The 17,171-nt window shown below is 63.2% G+C and carries 20 protein-coding genes; 10 read left to right on the top strand and 10 right to left on the bottom strand.

Going from position 1 to position 17,171, the window contains the following annotated elements; genetic code table 11:
* Positions 1-78: 78 nt before the first annotated feature.
* The 7 genes from ACQ4WR_RS01000 to ACQ4WR_RS00970 all read left to right on the top strand — a co-directional run bounded on the left by ACQ4WR_RS01000 (position 79) and on the right by ACQ4WR_RS00970 (position 4,121).
* Positions 79-945 (top strand): alpha/beta hydrolase, encoded by an 867-nt coding sequence (locus tag ACQ4WR_RS01000; RefSeq protein ID WP_436484711.1) that lies wholly within the window; start codon positions 79-81, stop codon positions 943-945.
* A gap of 106 nt (positions 946-1,051) precedes the next feature.
* The gene (locus ACQ4WR_RS00995; RefSeq protein WP_436484709.1) at positions 1,052-1,906 is read left to right on the top strand and encodes an undecaprenyl-diphosphate phosphatase; all 855 of its coding nucleotides are present in this window, start codon (positions 1,052-1,054) and stop codon (positions 1,904-1,906) included.
* 59 nt (positions 1,907-1,965) lie between these two features.
* Positions 1,966-2,535 (top strand): manganese efflux pump MntP, encoded by a 570-nt coding sequence (gene mntP, locus ACQ4WR_RS00990; RefSeq protein WP_102296838.1) that lies wholly within the window; start codon positions 1,966-1,968, stop codon positions 2,533-2,535.
* 115 nt (positions 2,536-2,650) lie between these two features.
* The gene (locus ACQ4WR_RS00985; RefSeq protein ID WP_102296839.1) at positions 2,651-2,872 is read left to right on the top strand and encodes a DUF2158 domain-containing protein; all 222 of its coding nucleotides are present in this window, start codon (positions 2,651-2,653) and stop codon (positions 2,870-2,872) included.
* A gap of 94 nt (positions 2,873-2,966) precedes the next feature.
* The gene (locus ACQ4WR_RS00980) at positions 2,967-3,173 is read left to right on the top strand and encodes a hypothetical protein (RefSeq protein WP_146012454.1); all 207 of its coding nucleotides are present in this window, start codon (positions 2,967-2,969) and stop codon (positions 3,171-3,173) included.
* Between the two features lie 198 nt (positions 3,174-3,371).
* On the top strand, positions 3,372-3,776 hold the full coding sequence (locus ACQ4WR_RS00975) for a hypothetical protein (protein ID WP_436484706.1): 405 nt from the start codon (positions 3,372-3,374) through the stop codon (positions 3,774-3,776).
* Between the two features lie 108 nt (positions 3,777-3,884).
* Positions 3,885-4,121: a hypothetical protein gene (locus ACQ4WR_RS00970; protein WP_146012456.1), complete on the top strand. Its 237-nt coding sequence runs from the start codon at positions 3,885-3,887 to the stop codon at positions 4,119-4,121.
* A gap of 16 nt (positions 4,122-4,137) precedes the next feature.
* On the opposite strand, the gene ACQ4WR_RS00965 is transcribed toward ACQ4WR_RS00970, so the two are convergent.
* Entirely contained in the window at positions 4,138-4,359 is a 222-nt protein-coding gene (locus ACQ4WR_RS00965) for a hypothetical protein (RefSeq protein ID WP_102296849.1), read from the bottom strand.
* Between the two features lie 153 nt (positions 4,360-4,512).
* Here ACQ4WR_RS00965 and ACQ4WR_RS00960 point away from each other — a divergent pair, with 153 nt between their 5' ends.
* A complete protein-coding gene (locus ACQ4WR_RS00960) occupies positions 4,513-5,229 on the top strand; it encodes an SOS response-associated peptidase (protein WP_436484704.1) in 717 nt (238 codons plus the stop codon).
* 43 nt (positions 5,230-5,272) lie between these two features.
* On the opposite strand, the gene ACQ4WR_RS00955 is transcribed toward ACQ4WR_RS00960, so the two are convergent.
* The 9 genes from ACQ4WR_RS00955 to queE all read right to left on the bottom strand — a co-directional run bounded on the left by ACQ4WR_RS00955 (position 5,273) and on the right by queE (position 14,873).
* Positions 5,273-5,866, bottom strand: coding sequence for a hypothetical protein (locus tag ACQ4WR_RS00955; protein WP_436484702.1), 594 nt, complete (start codon positions 5,864-5,866; stop codon positions 5,273-5,275).
* A 178-nt stretch (positions 5,867-6,044) separates the two neighbouring features.
* Complete coding sequence (locus ACQ4WR_RS00950; RefSeq protein ID WP_436484700.1) at positions 6,045-7,187, bottom strand: DUF418 domain-containing protein; 1,143 nt, start codon at positions 7,185-7,187, stop codon at positions 6,045-6,047.
* A 50-nt stretch (positions 7,188-7,237) separates the two neighbouring features.
* Complete coding sequence (ldcA, locus tag ACQ4WR_RS00945) at positions 7,238-8,155, bottom strand: muramoyltetrapeptide carboxypeptidase (protein ID WP_436485370.1); 918 nt, start codon at positions 8,153-8,155, stop codon at positions 7,238-7,240.
* 43 nt (positions 8,156-8,198) lie between these two features.
* A complete protein-coding gene (locus tag ACQ4WR_RS00940; RefSeq protein ID WP_436484698.1) occupies positions 8,199-9,116 on the bottom strand; it encodes an alpha/beta fold hydrolase in 918 nt (305 codons plus the stop codon).
* Between the two features lie 271 nt (positions 9,117-9,387).
* Complete coding sequence (locus ACQ4WR_RS00935) at positions 9,388-10,545, bottom strand: hemin-degrading factor (RefSeq protein ID WP_436484696.1); 1,158 nt, start codon at positions 10,543-10,545, stop codon at positions 9,388-9,390.
* A gap of 61 nt (positions 10,546-10,606) precedes the next feature.
* A complete protein-coding gene (locus ACQ4WR_RS00930) occupies positions 10,607-12,970 on the bottom strand; it encodes a TonB-dependent hemoglobin/transferrin/lactoferrin family receptor (protein WP_436484694.1) in 2,364 nt (787 codons plus the stop codon).
* Positions 12,971-13,244: 274 nt separating this feature from the next.
* Positions 13,245-13,781, bottom strand: a complete 537-nt coding sequence (gene tadA / locus ACQ4WR_RS00925; RefSeq protein WP_436485368.1) for a tRNA adenosine(34) deaminase TadA — start codon at positions 13,779-13,781, stop codon at positions 13,245-13,247.
* A 1-nt stretch (position 13,782) separates the two neighbouring features.
* Positions 13,783-14,229, bottom strand: coding sequence for a 6-carboxytetrahydropterin synthase QueD (gene queD, locus ACQ4WR_RS00920; RefSeq protein ID WP_035819191.1), 447 nt, complete (start codon positions 14,227-14,229; stop codon positions 13,783-13,785).
* Between the two features lie 8 nt (positions 14,230-14,237).
* Positions 14,238-14,873, bottom strand: coding sequence for a 7-carboxy-7-deazaguanine synthase (gene queE / locus ACQ4WR_RS00915; RefSeq protein WP_102296909.1), 636 nt, complete (start codon positions 14,871-14,873; stop codon positions 14,238-14,240).
* Between the two features lie 313 nt (positions 14,874-15,186).
* Here queE and ACQ4WR_RS00910 point away from each other — a divergent pair, with 313 nt between their 5' ends.
* Both ACQ4WR_RS00910 and ACQ4WR_RS00905 read left to right on the top strand, forming a co-directional pair.
* Complete coding sequence (locus tag ACQ4WR_RS00910) at positions 15,187-16,089, top strand: sensor histidine kinase (RefSeq protein WP_436484692.1); 903 nt, start codon at positions 15,187-15,189, stop codon at positions 16,087-16,089.
* Positions 16,090-16,176: 87 nt separating this feature from the next.
* Positions 16,177-17,163 (top strand): sensor domain-containing diguanylate cyclase, encoded by a 987-nt coding sequence (locus ACQ4WR_RS00905; protein WP_436484690.1) that lies wholly within the window; start codon positions 16,177-16,179, stop codon positions 17,161-17,163.
* Positions 17,164-17,171: the final 8 nt, after the last annotated feature.

The raw sequence follows: 17,171 nt of genomic DNA, 5'->3' as shown, positions 1-17,171 counted from the left end.
GGGAATAAGATAGAATTGCCCGATGGCATGTCTATACGCGTACATGCCATCGTTCTCTATTACTTATTCCAGGAAACCATGCGCCTTTCACGTTTGACCCTGCACCTCAGCACCGCCCTGCTGCTCGCCTCCGGCGGCACCCTCCACCTGGCCCACGCCGCAGCCGCCGTTGCCGCCAGTCCGGCCACGCCGCTGACCATCGGCGAGAGCTTCAGCATCGATTCGCAGGCGCTGAAGGAAAAACGCCACATCAATGTGTACATGGCGCGCGCCTGGGATACGCCGCCCGACGCGCCGCTACCCGTGCTGTACATGCCGGACGGCGGCGTGGCAGAAGACTTTCTCCATGTCGCCGGCTTGCTGCAAGTGTCCGTTGCCAACGGCACCATGCGCCCCTTCATGCTGGTCGGCATGCAAAACACGCAACGCCGCCGCGATTTGACGGGCCCGACTGACAACGCGGACGACCGCAAGATCGCCCCCGTGGTCAGCGGCGCACCGGCTTACCGCGCTTTTATCCGCGACGAGCTGATGCCGGAAATCAAGCGCCGCTACCGCACCACGGGCGAGACGGCCATCGTCGGTGAATCATTGGCCGGCCTGTTCGTGGTGGAAACGTATCTGCTGGAGCCGCAACTGTTCGACCACTACCTGGCATTCGACCCCAGCCTGTGGTGGAACCATGGCGCCCTGCCGCGCCAGGCGGCAGCGCTGCTGGCCAAGGGTGCGCCAGGCAAGCACAGCCTTTATCTGGCTACCAGCGCTGAAGCGGGCATCGCCAGCGAAGTGCAGCGCCTATCCGAGGTGCTGGAGAAACAATCGCCGCCCGGCTTGCAATGGCACGTGGAAAAGATGCCGGAAGAAACGCATGGCACGATTTACCATCCGGCAGCCTTGAAGGCCTTCCGCGCCGTGTTCAAGCCGCAAGCGCCGGCTGCCCAGTAAAACATGGACAAACTGTAATCGTGCGCCGGGCTTGTCCACCCGGCGAGGCGGGTAAAATCGGCTGCCCTTTCCCGGCAGCTTTTTTCGCCCACCTGAGTCTACCTCCATGAGCTTTTTGCAACTTTTCATCGTTTCCATCGTTCAGGGCTTCGCCGAGCTGCTGCCCGTCTCCAGTTCCGCCCACGTCATCATGGCGGAAAAACTCATGGGGCTCGATCCCACGTCGCCGGAGCTGACCATGCTGCTGGTGATGCTGCATACCGGCACCATGTTCGCCGTCATCGTGTACTTCTGGAAATCCTGGCGCGCCACCTATTTCAGTTCGGCCCCAGCCTTCCGCAGCAATGCCTGGTTGCTGGTGGCCGCCACGGCCCTCACGGGCATCGTCGGCTTCGGCTTGCTCAAGGGCATTACCCACTTCATGCGCAAGACCGCGCCCGGCTTTGAAATCGAACATCTGTTTGGCAACGCAAAACTGATGGCGGGCGCGCTGGCGGCCGCCGGCGTACTGATCATTGTCTCGTCGCGCCAGCAAGCGCGCCAGCACGGCACTTTGTCAGTCGGCAAGGCGATGGTGATTGGCGCCGTGCAGGGCCTGTGCCTGCCGTTCCGCGGTTTTTCCCGCTCGGGCGCCACCATTTCGGCCGGCATCGCCATGGGCGTGCCGCAACGCCGCGCCGAGGAATTCAGCTTTGCCCTGGCCGTGGTGTTGACGCCAGCCGTGCTGGTCAAGGAAGGCTGGCGCTTTTACCAGGCTGTCGCCAATGGCAGCCTGGATCACCTGGAACATGGCAACAGCCTGGCGCACCTGCTCGCCCCCAGCCTGCTGGGCATGCTGTTATCTTTCCTGGCCGGCTTGCTGGCCCTGCGCTGGCTGTCGCGCTGGCTCGAGCAAGGGCGCTGGCATTTCTTTGGCGCTTATTGCCTGGCCGCTTCCTTGGTCGTGCTGGCAGTGGGGTAAAATCGCCGGGTTTGTAGTTTGACATGCACATCCCAGCCAGCTTCCACTGAAAGCCAACGATGAATTTCGCCGCCACCGCCGCCCTCTCGCTTGCCATGTCCACCGATGCCTTCGCGGCCGCCGTGGGCAAGGGCGCCGCCCTGCACAAACCACAATGGCGCGAAGCGCTGCGCACGGGGCTGATCTTCGGCGTCATCGAAGCCATCACGCCCGTCATCGGCTGGGCCCTGGGCAGCGTGGCCGCCCCCTATGTGGAAGCGTGGGACCACTGGATCGCCTTCAGCCTGCTGGGCATTATCGGCCTGTTGATGATACGCAATGCGCTCTCCGATGCCGGCGACGAGGAAGCGCCGGCGCAGTCGCATTCATTCTGGGTGCTGGCCGCAACAGGCCTGGCCACCAGCATCGACGCCATGGTGGTGGGCGCGGGCCTTGCCTTGCTGGGCGCGAACATTGTCGTGACGGCCGCCGCCATCGGCTTTTCCACCTTCGTCATGGTCACGCTGGGCGTGATGCTGGGCCGCGTGCTGGGCACGGTGGCCGGCCGCCGTGCCGAACTGGTGGGTGGCCTGGTGCTGATCGTCATAGGTTGCGTGATCCTGTACGAGCATATCGGCCATCCGGGCTGATGCATGGCAGGCGCGGTGCAATCACCCCCTAAATGCGTGCGCAAGCTGCTTGCACAGGAGTATGATGGCTCTCAGCCAGCGCCATTGCCTGGCCTTGCATGGAGGAAGGGAAGCGATGACGATGCAATTTAACGAGGGCGATATCGTGCGCGTCAAATGCGGCGGCCCCGAAATGACGGTATTGTGTGTCGACGGCAACTATTTCACTCAGGAAGAACGCCGCACGGCTGTCTTTTGCGTGTACGAAAAAGACCATTACCTGTTCGAGCAGGCGTATCCCGAATGCGCGCTCGACATCATCCGCTACGAACGCCGTCGCTACGCGCGCGACGCCTGAGGCCAGGCGCGCACACTACAGGCGTGCGAGTGGACGAGCGCCCGCTTTGTGCTACATTAAATGCTCCGCACTCATGCCTCGCTAGGTGACCATCATGGAAACTCTGGAGCTGCTCTTTGCCTCGCTGGTACGCGACACGGCCGAATCGATACGCGACCACCACGTCCCTTTTGCCATTAAACATGACGAGCGCGCCTATTTCGAATGGATGGATGGGCATCCGATCGATGGCTATATCCAGGAGGCGTATCGGGAGATCGAAGAAACAGCCCAGCAGATCCGCGCCATTCGCGCTGGATGAGGTTGCTTGCCGCAAGCTACTGCGTGGGGCGCTTTGCCGCCGGCGATGCTCGCCGTATGAGGACGCCTGGCCAAATCGGCTGCGCGGGGCGCTTTGCGGCCTGCGATGCTCACCGTACTGACGTACGGTTGCGCTTCTTAGCCACAAATCACCGCCGCTCGCCTTGATTTTGCCAGGCGTTGTGACGCTAGTTGGATCTTGGGTAAAAATTGGGGTATTGATCCAGATCAAACACTCTTCTGTTTCAACCGTGCAGTTGATCCCGTACCGCGACAATTGGTGCTGGAGGGGATGAATATGGATCAGCAACAAAAGCATCAGATCAGGGGCTATGAATATCATGTGACGGGAGCGCTGGAGAAAGATGGGCGCTACCGGGGCATGATTTTGATTAGCAGGCGCGGCGATACGCAACAGGTGTATGCCAAGCCCGTGCTGATCGAAACGGCCAGCAGCTTCAAATCCGTGCATGCGGCGCTGATCGAGGCATCCGCCTATGCCCAGGAAATCATCTACAACGGCGCCATCCAGGCCCTGTTGCCGGCGGAACTGCCCGTCGCTGGCAAGCAGGCGCCACAGCCACCGGATTTGGTGGGCAATTAAGGCTCAGCAACCCAGCGTCCATGCCGGCCTGGAAAGCAAGCCCAGCCCTTCGGCACGGCGCGTATAATCACGCGCTTTCCCCGATAAAAACCCGGAACGATGGAATTTGTGAATTTACCGCTGGTCTTCCTGCTCGCCTGCGCGCTGATCGCCTCGCTAGCCAAGCGCAATGGCTATTCGTGGTACCTGTTTTTCTTTGCCGTTGCCGTGCCCGCGCCCCTTTTGCTGCTGATGCTGCCGTATGTGCTGGGCGTGGAGATCGCCTCGCTGCCGGCCGTGCGCCTGGGGGCTGTCCTGCTCTTTCCCCTGATCGGGCTGCTGGTGGCGCTGCGGCGCAAGGCATGAAGCGCCTGCAATAGCCTCAGCGCATCTGTACGCCATCGGCCAGGCGCCAGCCCATCGACAAGGCCACTTGCTGCGCCTCTTTTTCGTTGCTGCAGTCATCGTAATCGCAGGTATCGGCATACGCGCCGCAGGCCTGGTTCAGGCTGATGAACGAGCCAACCCAGCGGCCGTCGCGGCGCTGGCTGGCCGTGGCGCTGATGGTAAAACCTTTGTGGATGGTGGGATTCTCAAAAGACATATTTCCTCCGATGCAAAGAGCGCCAGGGATCTGACTGCTATCTGACTGTGGCCAGTGTGCGCCGGCGCGCGCAAGCAGTCTGTACGTTTGACCACACTCAGCAAACGTGGCTGCCGCACCGCGTGCGCCGCGACCTTCGGGTATGATTTCGCCATGTGTGGACGATTCGATCAAAATGACACGGCGCGCGTGCTGGCGTCGTCCTTCGGCTGGACCGACGCGGTGTTCGACAGCGAGGCCGAGCCGCACCTGAACGTGGCTCCCGGCACGTACCGGCCAGTGCTGCATATGGCCGATGGCGTGCGTCGCGTCGACGACGTCTTCTGGGGCTACCGCCCCGCCTGGGCTGCCGCGGCCACGCCCGCCGCCGGCAAGAAAAAAATTCCCATCGCTATCAATGCCCGCCTGGAAAAACTTGCCGGTGCCTACTGGAAGCCGCTGCTGCGCGCGGGGCGCGGCATCGTCTGCGTCGATGGCTGGTATGAGTGGACGGGTGAAAAAGGCGCGAAGCAGCCGTGGCATATCCACCGCCACGACCGCGCGCCCCTGTTTTTGCTTGCGCTCGCGCATTTCGGCCCCTACAAGCTGAACCGTGAAGAAGCGGGTTTCGTGCTGGTGACGGCCGACAGCCTGGGCGGCATGGTCGACATCCACGACCGGCGCCCCGTGACCGTCAGCCGCGAGGATGCCTGGCGCTGGCTCGACCCCGCATTGACGCCGGAGCAGGCGCTGCACCTGGCGCGCACCTGCCTGCTCGACGCGGAACTGTTCGAATGGCATGCCGTCGACAACCCGCTGGTGCCCTCCGCCAAACCCAGGGCAGCCTCACCGCCTGCGGCGCAAGCTGCGTTCGACTGGGGCGCAGATTAACCCCGGGCACGCTCGCCTGCACCTGCCTTCGACATGCCCTTGCTTACTCGGCAGGTAGTGTGTACACGACAGGCGCCTCGTCCTTCAGGACATAACCTGAATACTGGGCAATATTCTTAATACGTGGCAATGCAGCCAAGGTAGGATTTTTTTGCTGCAATAAGGTCATGTCGCGCTGCTCCTTGTCACGCATATCGCTTCTATCCCTTGTTTTCAAGCTCATTGTGTAGAAAAACTCGCCAAGATAGGTCACCTGTCCGGCGACGACTCGAAATTGTACATTTGGCACGCTGATCGCGTAGCGCCGGACATCCAGATTGGCTTGATAGTATTGATATGCGCCCGCTTTTAATTTCACGGCATGCAGCAAGCCAAAATGGTCAGAAAAATCGCTTTTCAAAACCTGCGAACTCACCGCCAAAAGCGCCAATTCGTCTTGCCTGTATTGTGCCTGCGCAGGCGCGATCGTCAAAAACACGCCAACCCCGAATTGATCAACATAATTCGTGCCTGTCGAGATGACGACATAGCCCTCGTCTTGTTTCATTTTGGCCGGCTCGGCAAGTTTGGCATCGGCGCGATTCGACATACTTCCGCATCCGGCTACCAGCACCGAGAAGAGCGCGAGTACGGCCATATTGCCTGGCCATGACTGAATTTTTCTCATTTTCTAATTATTCGAATAATCATGAAGACAAGGAAACTATCACCAGCATGCATTTTAGTCAATCCATGACAGGCCCAGGCCAGATAAGCTGCGCAACAAGAAGCGACTACGCGTTGGCCCATGACGGAGCAACACATGCACGACAGGGTCAGCCCAGCCGCGCCAGCCGGCGCCACAGCGCTTCCATGGGCCCTTGCCGAAAGTAGCGCAGCCAGTAGCGGCTCAGCAGCACCTGCCCCGCCATGACCAGCACGGCCAGGCCCAGCATCTCGGCTGGCCGTATAGCCGCGCCCCAGCCCAGGCCCGAGCCCTGCAGCAGCCAGGTGCCGAGCAGCGATTGCAGCAGATAATTGCTCAGCGCCATGCGCCCCACGGGTGCCAGCCAGGCAGCCAGCCAGCGCAGCACAACGGGGCCGGCCAGCATCAGCGCCGCCACATAGCCGGCCGCCAGCACGGGGCCGCCGGCGAACAGCAGGGCCTCGAACAGCGCCGCATCGAATACCTGCTGATACGGATCGACAACTTGCGCCGTGACGGCCCACGCCGCCAGCAAGTTGAACGGCAGCCCCGTACCCAGCCCCACGCCACAGATCCAGCGCCACAGGCGCCGGTGGCGCTGCGGCCGCGTGAGCCAGCCAAAGCGCACGGACAGGATGCCCAGCAAAAACAGCACGATAATATGCGGCAGCATGACGGTGGCGTACAGCAGCGAGACGAGGAAATCGTTGGCGCGCAGCTTGGCGACGGCCCACGCATTACCTTGCGTGTAGATGGCAAAACGGGCGGCAAAGTTTTGCAGCTCTTGCGCCGTGTCCGGCGCGCCGTCTTGCCGGCCAGCGGGAATGAGCAGGCACATGAACAGCAAAAAGCCGCCCGCCACCAGCCAGGCGCGGTTGCGCACCCGGCTCAGCCTGGCTGCCGCCAGCGGCAGGATCAGCATGCCGGCGACCGCATACGAGGTCAGCACGTCGCCGCTCCAGACAAGGAAACCGTGCAGCAGGCCGAACACCAGCAGCCAGCGCAAGCGGCGGCGATACGCCGTTTGCGCCTGCTCCCAGCTGCCCAGCTGGCGCTTCAGGGAACGCGTCTGCAGGGCGAAACCGGCGCCAAACAGATAGGCGAAGATGGGATAGAACTTGAACTGCGCCAGTGCCGCCACGAGGAAGATCCCCAGCTGGTCGGGCACGGGCGGCTGCGCCGGCAAGGTGCCGTAGCGCAAGGAGATGGTGCCCCAGGCAAAGCCCCAGATATTCACCAGCAGGATGCCAAACACGGCGATGCCGCGCAGCACGTCGAGCTGCAGCAGCCTGCCGGGCGTGGTGGCGGCGGCGTTCAGAGCGTTCAGGGCCGCGCCAGGCTGGGATAGTCGCCCACCTGCAAGCTGAAGCCATTGGCATCCGAGCGCAGCCGCGCCTGGCCGCCGAACGGCAGAGTGACCCGGCGGCGGATGTGGCCAAACTCCAGCCCCGTCAGCACCGGCACGGGCAAGCGCTGGCGTACATAGGCCAGCATGGCGTCGAAATCGTAGCCATTATCCATGGGACTCAATTTGTAGGCAGAAAAGTCGCCGAGCACCACCGCCTGCTGGCGCTGGAGCACTCCCGCGTGCAGCAGCTGCAGCAGCATGCGCTCGACCCGGTACGGGTGTTCGTTGACGTCTTCCAGGAATAAAATGCCGCCATCGATCTGGGGGAAATATGGCGTACCGAGCAGATGCACCAGCATGGCCAGGTTGCCGCCCCATAATTGTCCGCTTAGCTCGACTTGCGGGTTGCCCGCCGCCACACCCGTCACCGTGTGCGTGGGACCGGCCAGGCACGACCACAGCTGGTCGAGGGTGAACTGCTCGGGTTCGTCGCGGATGAAATCGTCGCAGACCATGGGACCGGCAAAGCTGGCGCGGCCCGTTTTCGCCATCAGGCCCATGTGGAAAGCCGTGAAGTCGCTGTAGCCGACAAACAGTTTGCCGCTGTCCGCCATGGCAGCAAAGTCGATCTCGGGCAGGATGCGGCTGATGCCATAGCTGCCGCGCAAGGCAAGCACCACTTGCACGTCCGGGTCCGCGGCCGCCGCGTTCAGCTGCGCCAGGCGGCCTGCGTCCGTGCCGCCAAAACGCTGGAATTTGTGCGCGGGATCATAGTAATTATGCACGGTGGCGCCTTGCGCCTGCAGGCGGGCGATGCCGCGCTGCAAAGCTGCCTCGTCGGGCGCATAACCGCCTGGCGCCACGATGGCGATGCCAATCTCAGGTGTATTCAACATGCCCGTGCCTTCAAAAGTTGTGGGCGCGCCCGAGTTGCTTTCAAGCCGGCTGGGAGCGCATCTGGGGCGCCATCTTACCTTGCAGATGCACATCGATCAAGGCGAGCAGGCGCTCGATCAGCTGGGGCGGCATGTCGTGCCCCATGCCCTCGATCACTTCCAGCCGCGCGCCCGGGATCAGCGCTGCCGTATCGATGCCGCAGGCAACGGGTATCAGGGGATCGGCCGCGCCATGGATCACCAGCGCCGGACAGCTGATGCTGGGCAGCAAGGCCGTGCGTTCGCCCGAGGCGGCGATGGCGACCATTTGCCGCGCCACGCCTTCCGGGCAACTGCCCCGCTCCAGCGCCGCCTCGATGCGCTGGTACAGCAGCCGTTCCGAGACAGGATAGGCGGGACTGCCGATGACGCGCACGGTGGCGGCCATGTGCGCCATCAGTTCGGCGCGGCTGGCCTTGCGTTTCGGTCTTTGCAACAAAGCGTTGCGCGCCGCGCGCGTGGGGCCGGGCAAGCCGCGCCGGCCGCTGCTCGACATGATGGACGTCAGGCTGAGCACCTGCTGCGGCGCGCGCGCCGCCATCACTTGCGCGATCATGCCGCCCATCGACACGCCAATGACGTGCGCCTGCGTAATGTGCAGGGCAGCCAGCAAGCCCAGCGCGTCTTGCGCCATGTCATCGAGGGTATAGGAGGTTTTCAGGGGCCAGCCCAGCAGGTTTTTCACGTAGGCCAGCGGCAAATACGGTTTGCCCGCCAGCGCCATCTTGCTCGACAGGCCGCTGTCGCGGTTGTCAAAACGCACAACCCGAAAACCCTGCTCGACGATGCCTTCGACGAAGTCGGATGGCCAGGCGATCAGCTGCATGCCCAGCCCCATCACCAGCAGTACGCACGGGTCATCGGGATCGCCGTGGCTTTCATAGGCTATGTTGAGGCCGTTCGCCATGATGGTTGCCATGATTGCCTCTCTTCCAGGAACCAGCACGCAGGCACGATCGCTGCGGCCTTGGAATCAGCATACCACTATTGTGCTTCAGACATGAGACCGGCACGCGGCACCCATGCTGAAGTGTTGCTCTGCTTGCACATGACAGACCCTGCTGCGCGTCGCCACTTGCGCTCAGCGATGCTCAGCGTACCTGAAGTACGCTTGCGCTTCTCAGCCACAATTCGCTGCCGCTCGCCACGGTTCTGTCACGTGCTGATACTCATCAACTTGCAAAAAAACCTTATTTTGCCTTTGGCAGACTGTCGGCCAGATCCACCCACGCTTGCGGCTGCGGCTTGCCGCGCTCGCGCACGCCGAAGAAGGAGACCACTTGCGTGCCATCCTTGTCGAAGAACTCGACCGAAGTGACGCCGCCGCGCTTGACGACCCAGCCGCTGCGCAGTGCCGTGTCGCGGATGTGCAGGTTGAAGTCCGGGTCCAGCACGTTGAAGAAGCCGCCGGCAGCCATGGTTTTCTCGATCTTGCCGCTGTAGATCTGCGTCAAGCCTTCGTTGCCCAGGAACACCATGATGGCGACCTTGTCCTTCGCCGCGTTTTCCAGCAGGGTGCGCAGCGCTTCCGGCGTCACGCGCTCGACCACGCCGGCTGGCGCCAGGCGCAGGGCCTGTTCGCGCGACAGGTGGAATTCACGCATGATTTGCGCAAACTGGTGCACGTCCGTCATGTCTTTCCATGCCAGCTGGAATTCCTTGACGTCGATCTCCGCGTCCGGCTTCTCGGCCGCTTTCGGCGCCACGGCCAGCACGTTCAATTCCGCGCTTTGCTGCGGCATGCGGAAGGCGCCTACCAGCTTGTCGTAAACGGCCACGCCCGGTTCGTTGCGCAGGTAGATCTTGTGCACGGCCGTGCCGTTGGCGTCAAAGAATTGCAGGCTGCGCGTCGGCTTGCCGTCACGGCCAGGCTGGACCACGGCAAATGCGTATTTCCAGTTTTCAAAGTGGAAGCGCAAGTCGATGGCGCCGCCCAGGTAGCCACCGGCGATATTGCGCTGGCGCGCTTCCTGTTCCGGATCCTGCTTGGCATCGGCCTGCTCCGACTTGTCGCCCGCCTGCTTGAACTTGCTGGCCGTGCCCGTCGTTTCAATGACGCCGTTTTCATTGCGCGTGATGGCTTGCACCACGCCCAGGTCCAGCGCGGCGCGCATGATTTCGCGCGGCTGGTTGCCGTCCGCTTGCAGGCGCGTGACGCCGTTGCCGATATTGGTTGCCAGCAATTTTGCCTCCGACACACCCAGCGCGCGCGCCGCGTCGCGGATCTGCAGTTTCGGCTGTTCCGTGCGCAGGGTGGACCAGCGTTCCGCCAAAGTGGCTGGGGCCGCATATGCGTTTGCAATCAGCAGGCTGCCTAGCAGGGATAGAACGAGTTTGGATAACTTCATAGATAGACCATTCAATCAAACATGGAAAAAAAGAGGGGCAGCCGCCCCTCCCCGGTAACAATCAATAGCTGATGCTGAGGCTGGCGGCGACGTTGCGGCCCGGCCTGGCGTAGCGCTCGATCTCGGCACGGCTGGCGGCCGTGGTGCCGGCGGCCAGGCTGCGCGAGGCGGCGTAATCCCAGTACTTGCGGTCCGTCAGGTTGTACACGCCGACGATGAGCTTCGCGTTCTTGTGCACATTCCAGTAGGTCGACAAGTCAAAGATGGTGTACGACGGCACCTTGAAGCGGGGCGCGGTGGTGCCCATCAGCAAGTCGTTCGGCGCCTGTTTTTCGCCGGCATGCAAGGCCGTCAGTTCCAGGCCGAACAGCTTGTTGCTGTGGTCGTAGCCGAAAGTCAGCGCCGTCTTGGCCGGCGCCACCGAGGCCAGGCCGCCGCTCTGGCCCGTCCGGGTATTGAAGGAGCGGCCCTTGGCCACGCCCGTGGCCAGGTCGACGCGGTAGCCCTGCATGGCCGGCGCCCAGGCGCCCAGCTCCGCATGCAAGCTCAGCTCGCCACCCCAGGTACGCGCATCGCCGATGTTTTCAGGACGGAACAGACCCTGCACGATGGTAGGGAAATTGACGGGATCATCTTCCTGCGCCACATACTCGATCATGTTCTTGTATTCCGTCTGGTACACGGACGCGTGCATGCTCAGGCCCTTGACGATGTCGCCTTTCAAGCCCAGTTCATAAGCCTGGCTGGTTTCCTTGCGCAAATTTGCATTGCCCAGCACGGCATAACCGGTGCCCGCTCCCGTGTAGCTGAAGGAATCGTAGGTGCCGGTGCGCTCGGCCGCCGTCGGCAAGCGCGTGCCGCGCGTCACCGTGGCGTAGGCATTCATTTGCGGCAAGACTTCCACGGACAGGCTCAGGCTTGGCGTGAAATAGGTATCGCTTTCCTTGCGCACTTCCTTGGCCGCGTTGGGCACGGCGATCACATAGTTCTGCAGGTTTTTCGGCGCCAGCTTGCGGTAGTCGGCGCGCAGGCCCGGCGTCAGCACGGCCTTCTTGCCGCCCAGGTCGAAGCTGTAGTCGTCGCGTACATACAGGGCCAACCTGGTTGTATCCATGTCGGCCATGCGGTTCTTGCGCGTGATCTGGTGCACGCCCGTGGCGATGATCGTGCGGTCCTCCACCCACGGGCGGCGCGACTTGGTTTCTTCCAGCTGCACGCCGTACAGCAGCGCGTTGTCGGCGTTGAGCTGCTTGAGCGCTTCCGAGGTCAGGCCGATGCTGTCATTCTTGAAGCTGGTGTCGATCGAACGCTGGGACGGGCTGCCGAAGGTGTAGCGGCCTTGCGTCTTGTCATCGATTTTCGCATTCTGCAGGTACACTTTCGACGTCAGGCGGTCGAACAGGGCGAAATCCTTGAGTGCCACATCGTGGCCCAGGCTGACGCGCGTGCGCTTGGTGGTGGAGTCCTGCTGCACCCCGGTCGGGTAATACGTGCTGACCTTGTTGCGCAGATCGCGCTTGTTCTTGCGCTCGAACATGTCGACCGTCAAGTCCAGTTTCTGTTCGCCAGGCAAGGCCCACACCAGCTTCGACAGCAAGGCGTTCGAATGCCAGTCGTCGGGGTTGATGGTCGCCGTGCCGCGGCTGTCGAGCTGTTCGCCATCGCGGTGCACGTACACGGCCAGGCCCTGCAGCTTGGCGCCGATCTTCGCGGCACCCGTCAGGGTATGCGCATTGCTGCGGTCGGCCGTGGCGCGGCCGTATTTATACGCCACGTAATGGTCTTGCCCTTCGCCCAGGTAATCCTCGGGCGACTTGGTGATGAAGGCCACGCCGCCGCCCAGGCCAGGGCTGCTGCCGCTGACGGAGGTGGTGCCCGACTCGATGCGCACTTCGCGGAAGGTTTCAGGATCAAAATAGTCACGGCCCGTGCCGAAGGCGTTCAGGGTCGTGCCGTCCGGCTTCGGTGCGGCGTCCGGCAGGGATATGCCATCCACGTCCAGGCTGACCCGGTTGCCTTCCAGGCCACGGATGTTGTAGCCGGTATTGCCCGAACCATCCCACACGCTGCCGCCGCCCGAGGCCGCCATCGGTGTGCTGATCAGCGGCTGATGGCGCACGATGCCGGCCATGTCCGTCACGCCACGGCGCTCCAGGTCGTCGCTGCGGATCACCGTCCGGGTACCGGCGCGGCGCTCGTAATCCTGCTTGGCGTTGACGACGATTTCCGGGAAGACGGGCAGCTTGGCCGGTTCCTGGGCGGCCGTGCCCGCATTGACGGCGGCCGTTTGCGCTTGCACCGGCAGCAACGGCGCGGCGAACAGGCCCAGCAAGGCGGCACGCAGCACCAGGTTATGGCGGCGGACAGGCAGGTGGGCTGGGGATACGACGGGTGCAGCGGAGCGCTGCAGAGGCACTGTAGTCATGATGGTCCGGTGGAAGAGTGAAGGCTGGCTCTTGAACCCGGATCGATGACGATACGCAAGGGAAGTTTGCTGGCGAAAACAATACTGTAACACGAATCATTCTCATTTGAGAATGGCAAAGTGGTCTAGACAAATGTTATTTCGCAACAATTATGAAAAATGCCAGCCTGGCGGCTGGCAAAGGAGCACGGCAAGGCGGCCGCGACGCAGAGGAAATGGGCGCGCGCTGCGCGCCACCCTGCCCGGCGGGCCCTCCTGGCCCTCCTGCCATGCTTCAGGCCGGCGGCTGAGCCAGCTTGCGCGCTTCCGCCTGCGCACGGCGGCGCTCGGCAAAGAAGCGCCGCAGGAAAGCGCCGCACTCGTCGGCCAGCACGCCGCCTTCGATGGCCGTCTGGTGGTTCAAGGCGGGCTGCTCGAACAGGTTCAGCACGGAACCGCAGGCGCCCGTCTTCGGATCGCCCGCGCCATACACGACGCGCGCCAGGCGCGCATGCAGCATGGCGCCCGAGCACATCACGCACGGTTCCAGGGTCACATACAGTTCGCAGCCGGGCAGCCGGTAGTTGCCCAGCTTGTCGGCGGCCGCGCGCAAGGCCATGACTTCCGCGTGCGCCGTGGGGTCATGGCGGCCGATGGGCTGGTTGTAGCCCACGGCAATGACGACGCCATCCTTGACGACAACGGCGCCGACAGGCACTTCGCCCAGATCCCACGCATGCTGGGCCTGTTCCAGGGCCAGCCGCATGAAGGCCGCATCGGCCGCGCTCGCGACAGCAGCGGCAGGCGCGGCAGGCGCGGCGCTGTCAGGCATTTCAGTCATCGGTCACTTCTGCCCAGCAATTCGGCGTTTCATGCAGCACCAGTTTATGCAGGTGCAGGCCGGTGCCGAAATGGTCGGTAAACGCCGCCTTGAGGATCTCGAAGGCGATGCGCGCCAGGTTTTCCACCGTCGGGATGCGGTCGATGACGACGGTTTTATGGTCGGGCAGGCTGGCCAGGAAATCGCGCACGGCCGTATCCTTTTCATACACGAGGAAGGCGTGGTCCCATACATCGACCAGGTGCTGCTTGGCCAGGGTTTTCACGTCGGAAAAATCCATAATCATGCCATTGTCGGAATTGCCTTCCGCTTCGATGACCTTGCCGACCAGGGTGATTTCCACCGTGTAGCGGTGGCCGTGCAGGTTGCGGCACTGGCTTTTGTGGTCGGGAATGCGGTGGCCCGCGTCGAATTCGAGCTTGCGTGTGATAGTCAGCATAAGTGTTATTAAGGTATTTGCAGGAGTTTATGGGTTTGCAGGCTCAGCTTCCACTTCGGGTTGCTTTTGCAAGTCTCGATGGCCAGCTTCATGTTGTGCGCGGCCAATGGACCATCCATCGCCTGCACGAAGAAGTTCTCGAAATCGAGCTGTTCATAAGCGGCCAGGTCTTGCTGGAACTGGGGAATCACCACCTTGATTTCGTTACCCTTGTGCACCACCAGGGTGGAACCCATCTTCGGACTGACGCAGATCCAGTCCACGCCTGGCGGCACGGGCAAGGTGCCGTTGGTTTCGATGGCGATGGTAAAGCCCACCGCGTGCATGGCGTCGATCAGCGCGGCATCGAGTTGCAGCAGCGGTTCGCCGCCCGTAAACACCACGTATTTGCTGGCGGGATAGCTGGCAGGCCACAGGCTGTCGATCAGCGCGGCCAGTTCGGCCGGCGTCTTGAACTTGCCGCCCAGTTCGCCATCGGTGCCGACGAAATCCGTGTCGCAGAACTGGCACACGGCAGTGGCGCGGTCGCTTTCGCGGCCCGTCCACAGATTGCAGCCGGAAAAGCGGCAAAACACGGCCGGACGGCCCGCGTGCGCACCTTCGCCCTGCAGGGTGTAAAAAATCTCTTTGATGCTATAAGTCACAGTATTTCCTAAGAGCTGGCTGGCGCCATCGCGCATGGCGGGCGCATGGACACGGACGCGCACGGCGCAAAACACCAGGCCGTGGCCGCAAAGCCGATTGACAACCCTCTATTATATGCCGCCGCGACACTTTCCGTGCAAATGCCGCGGCTGCCGCCCTCACGCCCCATCGCCCGCCGCGCCAGAAAACGACAGTGGCACGCGCGCCACGCGCTATCCGCATAGATTTTGCGTTTAGACAATATAAATACCTTCAAGGTAATATATTTTCAGTAATGACATTGCCTGTTGGAAAACATCTGGGAGTAAGTGGATGATGCTACGCAACATACGGCTGCCGCTGCGCCTGGGCATTCTGGGCTGCCTCGGCGCTGGCGCCGCCCTTTCCCTGCATGCGGGACATGCCGCCGAACCACCGGGAGTGTCTGGCACGCCCTGCGACCTGGTGGCGGCCTGCGCCGTGCTGCTGGGCGCCCTGGCCTTGCTGCTGCTGTGGCGCGCGCACCGCCTGGCCCTGCACCAGCAGGCGCAGGAGCGGCTGCACGCGCAGGCAGAATGCGCACGCCTGGATGGCGCTCAGCAGAAAGCGCGCGCGCAGGAACGCCTGCGCATCGGACGCGACATCCACGACGACTTGGGCCAGCACCTGCTGACCCTGAAGATCGACCTGTCCATGCTGCAGACGAGCACGCGCGACGCGGCGCCGCTGCTGACGCAGAAACTGGCCCTGATCGCGCACAATGTCGACCTGAGCATCGCGGCGCTGCGCTGCGTCATCCACGACTTGCGCCCGCCAGCCCTTGACAACGGCCTGCAGTCGGCCTGCGACGGCTTGCTGGCCGACTTCAGCCGCACCACGGGCACGGCCTGCGGCTGCGACTACCGCCTCGATGCCGCAGCCGGTGGCGCGCATGGCCCCCTGCTGTACCACGTGCTGCAGGAAGCGCTGGCGAACATCGCCCGCCATGCGCACGCCACGCAGGTGCAGCTGCACCTGCGGCAAAGCGGCGCCACCCTGGAATGCCGCATCAGCGACGATGGCATCGGCCTGAGCGGCTCGCCTCCGCGCCTGGGCTGCGGCCTGTCCGGCATGCATGAGCGCGTGGCAGCCGCCGGCGGCAGCCTGCACATCGACAGCCGCACCGGCGCCGGCACCACCCTGCGCATCTGCCTGCCGCTGCCCGCCAGCCATGGCGAAACACCGGCACAATCCTGAAAATATTGCTCTATATCAACACCCTCCTCCAGCCGCCCTGCATCATGGCGCTCTACCCTTTCCACGCCCCTACACAAGGATGCCTACATGCCGGACAGTCACGCAGCAGCCAGCAGCGCAGCAGTTGGCGAAGCCCAGGGATTCGCCGTCAAGATGATGGAATTGCTGGTCGTGCCGACTTTCGTGCTCGACGTGCAGGGCAAGGTGATGATCTGGAACCGCGCCTGCGAGCAGCTGACGGGCGTGCCGGCCGCCGAAGTGCTGGGCACGCAGCAGCCTGGCCGCTGCTTCTACGCCCAGCCGCGCCCCACCCTGGCCGACCTGCTGCTGGCCGGGCGCGGCGGCGACTTGCGCGCACTGTATGCACAGCAGCAATACCGCAGCAGCACGGGCAGCAATCTGTGCGCCGAGAACTGGTGCGACATGCCGCGCACGGGCCGGCGCCGCTACCTGGCCGTCGATGCCAGCCCCATCTGCGACAACAATGGCGAGCTGATCGCGGTCGTGGAAACCTTGCGCGACATGACCGATGAAAAGCGCGCGCACGTGGAACTGGAACGGCTGGCCACGCGCGACGGCCTGACTGGCCTGGCGAACCGGCGCTGCTTCGACGACACCATCCTTGCCGAGTGGCAGCGCGCGCAGCGCCAGCGCCAGCCCCTGTCGCTGCTGATGGTCGACGTCGACAATTTCAAGGAGTACAACGACAACCACGGCCACCAAGGCGGCGACCTGTGCCTGCGCAAGGTGGCCGGCGCCGTGGCCAGCGAAATGCGCACGAATGACCTGGTGGCCCGCTACGGCGGCGAAGAGTTCGCCGTCATCCTGCCCAACGAATCGCTGAAAGGCGCGGCCATCGTTGCCGAGCGCATCCGCCAGCGCGTGGAGCGGCTGCAACTGCCGCGCAAGCGCGCCGACGCTGCCTGCGTCACCGTCAGCATCGGCGCCGCCACGGCCTTGCCCGGGGCCGGCACGGAACTGGGGCAGTTGATCCACACGGCCGACTGCGCCCTGTACCGTGCCAAGCACCTGGGCCGCAACCGCATCAGCCTGCCGGAAACGACGCTGACGTAAGCAGCAAA

This window comes from Janthinobacterium amylolyticum, assembly GCF_051380655.1.
Lineage (GTDB): Bacteria > Pseudomonadota > Gammaproteobacteria > Burkholderiales > Burkholderiaceae_D > Janthinobacterium.
This window is presented reverse-complemented; position numbering and strand designations above follow the sequence as displayed.